At 71.6% G+C, this 4,574-nt stretch carries 3 protein-coding genes; all 3 read right to left on the bottom strand.

Annotated features, from left to right (window positions below; genetic code table 11):
* Positions 1–67 precede the first annotated feature (67 nt).
* Positions 68–1,000 carry a DUF2520 domain-containing protein gene (locus E1264_RS40510; RefSeq protein WP_132182545.1) on the bottom strand — a complete coding sequence of 311 codons (933 nt, stop codon included), beginning with the start codon at positions 998–1,000 and terminating at the stop codon, positions 68–70.
* Between the two features lie 120 nt (positions 1,001–1,120).
* Positions 1,121–3,670, bottom strand: a complete 2,550-nt coding sequence (locus E1264_RS40505; RefSeq protein WP_132182547.1) for an ABC transporter permease — start codon at positions 3,668–3,670, stop codon at positions 1,121–1,123.
* Positions 3,670–4,392 carry an ABC transporter ATP-binding protein gene (locus tag E1264_RS40500; protein WP_243711474.1) on the bottom strand — a complete coding sequence of 241 codons (723 nt, stop codon included), beginning with the start codon at positions 4,390–4,392 and terminating at the stop codon, positions 3,670–3,672. Before E1264_RS40500 ends, E1264_RS40505 begins: the two co-directional genes overlap by 1 nt.
* Positions 4,393–4,574 lie beyond the last annotated feature (182 nt).

Below are 4,574 nucleotides of genomic sequence, written 5' to 3'. Positions count from 1 at the left end.
ATGCTGAGGGGTTCGCGGCGGCTGGGGCGCCGACGGCTGGGTGGGGTGGTTGCACGGTTTGTCCTGGTCAGTCGGCCAAGGCTTCTAGGAGGCGTTCGGCGTCCTCGGGCTTGAGCATTCCGGCGGCTAGGGCGCGGTCGGCGGTGAGGCGGGCCAGAGCGATGTAGGCGCGGCGGCTCTCGGGGGACACCTTTGCCAGCTCGGCGACGTGGTCGGAGACCGTCCCGGCATCGCCGCGGGCGACAGGGCCCGTGAGGCCGTCGATGCCGAGGCGGAGGCCGTTGTCGAGGGCGGCGCCGAGGAGGGGGCCAAGCATCCGGCCGGGTTCGGCGACGCCGGCGGTGCGGAGGAGGTCCATCGACTCGACGACCAAGGTGACCAGGTGGTTCGCACCTCCGGCGAGAGCCGCGTGGTAGAGCGGACGCATGTCCTCGGTGATCCAGACGGGTTCGCCGCCCATCTCCACGACGAGCGCCTCCGCGACCGGGCGCAGCGGCTCGGGGGATGTGACGCCGAACGAGATTCCGGCCAGCCGGTTGACATCGTCCGGGCGGCCGGTGAACGTCATGACCGGGTGCAGGGCGAGCGGGAGGGCGCCGGCTCGGGTGAGCGGGTCGAGGATGGCGGTTCCGTAGCGGCCGCTGGTGTGCAGGACGAGCTTGCCCGTGACCGGGACGCCCGCGGACACCAGGCCGGACGCCAGTTCGGGCAGTTCGTCGTCCGGGACGGTCAGCAGCACCAGGTCGGCGGCCGCCACGACCTCCGGCGGGGTCGCGATGTCCGCGCCGGGGAGGCGTTCCGCCACGTGGGACCGCGACCGCTCGGACACGGCGGTCGCGGCGATCACGCGGTGCCCCGCGCGGGACAGCGCGGCGCCGAGCGCCGTGCCGACGCGGCCGGCGCCGACGACGCCGACCGCGAGCCGCGCCGGCCGGTCCTCCGGGGTCGGCTCCGGCCCGTTTCCGGGCGCGGCGGAAGAAGGCGAGGCGTGTGGGTCCATCGGTTCGTTCCAGTCCTCAGGTAGGTACCGGACGTGCGCGAACCAGGGTACCCGCGGGCCCGGGTCACGCCGCCCGGCGGGTGGCGGTGCGGGGCGGCGGTCACCGCCCCGCACCCCCATTCAGTCATGCGAGAGGGACTCCACGACGGACGTTCTCGCGGCGCGCCGCGCGGGCATCACGGCGGCGGCCGTCCCGGCCAGGCCCGCGAGGACGACGAACGCGACGACCTGCAGATAGGGCAGCGAGAAGACCGAGTCCGACGCCATCGCGTTGGTAGCGGCCCAGCCGAACACCACACCGAGCACGACCCCGGTGACCGCGCCGATCACGGCCATGACCAGGGCCTCGACGGACAGCATCCGCCGGAGCTGGCGTTTGGTGAGGCCGAGGGCGCGCAGCAGCGCCGACTCGCGGGTGCGTTCCACGACGGAGAGGGTCAGCGTGTTGGCGATGCCGAACAGCGCGATGACGATCGCCAGTCCGAGCAGCCCACCGAAGATCATCAGCATCATGTTCACGGCCTTCGTCATCGACTCCTTGAACTCGGCACTGGAGACCACCTTCGCGGCCGGATAGGGCTGCGCGGCGCCCTCCACGGCCCGGCGGGCATCGGACGCGGGCACGTCGTCATGGGTGTTGACGTAGATCGCCGCCGGGTCGCGGGCGCCGAAATACCGGGTGAAGTCGGATTCGGGGACGATGATTCCGTCCAGGCCGGTGCCCGGCGCGTAGATCGCGGTGATCTTCACCGTGACGGTGCCGTGCGCGCTTCTCACCTGGACCGTCTTTCCTACGGCGAAGCCGCGGGATTTGGCGGTGTTCGCGTCCACCATGGCGGTTCCCGGCTTTTGTGCCGCATCCAGGGAACCCTCCGTCATCTCGGGTTTCACGATCGTGCCGAGGGCGGACGCGGTGATGGCGGAGACGCCCTCACCCTTCCCGGCGGCCTTGGCCTGCCGGTGCATCTCGATGACGTCGGCGACTTCGGGACGCTCGCGCAGCGTCGTGGCAAGCGCGCGCGGGACGGTCCCCTCGAGATCCTGCGTCTGGATCTGGAACTCGACGGGGAACTGTTCCTCCAGCTTGTGCGTCGCGGTCGCCTTCCCGCTCGCCGCGATCACCGCGAACAGGCTCATCAGCCCGACGCCCACGGTCAGCGCGATCGTGGTGGTCGCGGTGCGGCGGGGCGCGCGCTGCGCGTTCGCCACCGCCAGCCGTCCCGGCACGCCGCCGAGCCGCGCCGGTGCCGCACCCGCGAACCGCCCGAGCGGCCGGACGAGTGCCGGCATCGCCGCGATCACCGCGAGGAAGAACACGCCGCCGGCGAGCGCTACCACGAACATCGCGGCCTGGCCCTTCGGCATGACGAGCGAGCCGGCCGCCCCGATGACCAGGCCCGCAATGCCGAGGAGGACCGCGATCACCGTGCGCGGCACACCGAGGCGGAACCGTCCGGTGCCCGGCTCCAGTTCCGAGCGCAGCGCCGCGACGGGCGCGACGCGCGTCGCCGCGCGGGCCGGGAGGAGGGCGGACACGACGGTCACGATGACACCGACCGCCAGTCCGATCACGATCGTCCGCGGGGCGAGGGACGTGCCCGACAGCCCCGCCGGAGCGAGGCCGGCGTCCAGCTGCCTGATCCCGACGAGCGCGCCCGCGCCGAGGCCGACGCCGGCGGCGAGGCCCAGCAGCGAACCGACCAGTCCGACCACCACGGACTCCGCCACCACGCCGCCGAATATCTGCCGGCGGGTCGCGCCGACGCAGCGCAGCAGCGCCATCTCCCGCATCCGCTGGGCGATCAGGATGGCGAACGTGTTGTAGATGACCAGGGCGGACACCAGCATCGCCACCAGTCCGAAGATCAGCAGCCCGGTGCGGATGATCTTGGTGTCGGCGCCCGCCGCCTTCGCCAGTTTCGTCCCCAGTTCCGCACCGCTGTAGACGCGACCGGACGCCGCCGCGCCCGCGTCACCTGAGTCGCCGGCACCGCCCGCGCGCACGGACGCCCGTACGGCCGCCTCGATCGCCGCCCGGTTCCCGCCCGCGACGTCGATCTCCTCGTACGTCCTCTCGCCGGTCATCGTCTTCGCGGTCGTGGGGTCGAAGCCCACGCCGCCGCGGAAGCTCGCCTCCTGGTCGATGCCGAAATCGACCAGTCCGACGACGGTGAACCGGTGTGGCCGGTTCTTCTCGTCCAGGACCGTCACCGTGTCGCCGACGGTGTAGCCCTCTCGCTTGGCCAGTTCGGTGTCGATAACGGTCTCGGCGCCGCCGGACGGAGGTCGTCCCTTGTCGAACTCGTAGCGCAGCAGCCTCCCGGACGGCACGGACATACCGACGGTGGGGAAATCGCCGACCGCCTTACCGTCCTTGCCGACGAGTGCTGCGTCGCCCTTGACCATGCCGTGCACGTCCGTCACGCCGGGTACTGCGCGAACCCGGCTGAGCACGTCGGCGCTGAGCCCCTTCTCTGCGTCGTCGTCGGGGAGCACTGCGAAATCGACCTTGTCGGCGGAACGCGCGAACGTCTTGGCGACGCCCTTGTCCATCGTGTCGGTGAGGACGAACGTCCCGGAAATGAACCCGACGCCGAGTGTGATGGCGACCGCCGTCAGCAGAAACCGCAGCTTGTGGGCGCGCAGGCCCGCCAGTGCCGTCCTCAGCATCACGCCCCCAGGTTCTTGAGCCGGTCGAGGACGGCCTCGGGCGACGGCTGGACGATCTCCGACACGATCTCGCCGTCGCGCAGGAACACCACCCGGTCGGCGTAGGAGGCGGCCACCGGGTCATGGGTGACCAGCACGATCGTCTGCCCCATCTCGCGGACCGACGCGCGCAGGAACCCCAGGACCTCCGCGCCCGCCCGCGAGTCGAGGTTGCCGGTCGGCTCGTCCGCGAAGATCACCTCGGGGCGGGCGACGATCGCGCGGGCGCACGCCACCCGCTGCTGCTGGCCGCCCGACAGCTCGCTCGGCCGGTGCCGCAGCCGGTCGCGCAACCCGAGAACGTCCACGACCTGGTCGAACCACGCCCGGTCGGGTTTGCGGCCGGCGAGCTCCAGCGGGAGCAGAATGTTCTGCTCGGCCGTCAGCGTCGGCAGGAGGTTGAACGCCTGGAACACGAATCCGACACGGTCGCGGCGCAGCATGGTCAGCTGCCGGTCGCCCATCCTGGTGATCTCGGCGTCGCCGAGGATGATCCGTCCCGACGTGACGGTGTCCAGCCCGGCGAGGCAGTGCATCAGCGTCGACTTCCCCGACCCGGACGGCCCCATGATCGCGGTGAAGGCACCCTTCGCGAACCCGACGCTGACCCCCCGCAACGCATGCACTGCCGCATCACCGGACCCGTACACCTTCGACACGTCCTCGGCCGAGACCGCCGGCACTGCTACGCCCCCCGGGGCACCTCCGGGCGGATCGGTGAACGTGCTGGTCACGGTGGCTCCTTCAGGCTCGGCCATGGCTCGGACTGGTCGATGACCACGCTAGAAATCGGCGCCGTGCCTGCCATCCGTCCGACGGCCACGATCATCGTCAACCTCGCGGCTACGAACCGCCTCCGTGTACG

Origin of the sequence: Actinomadura sp. KC216 (assembly GCF_004348535.1) — a bacterium.
Taxonomy (GTDB): Bacteria; Actinomycetota; Actinomycetes; order Streptosporangiales; family Streptosporangiaceae; genus Spirillospora.
The sequence above is the reverse complement of the archived record's forward strand: the minus strand, read 5'-3'. Positions and strand labels throughout refer to the sequence as shown.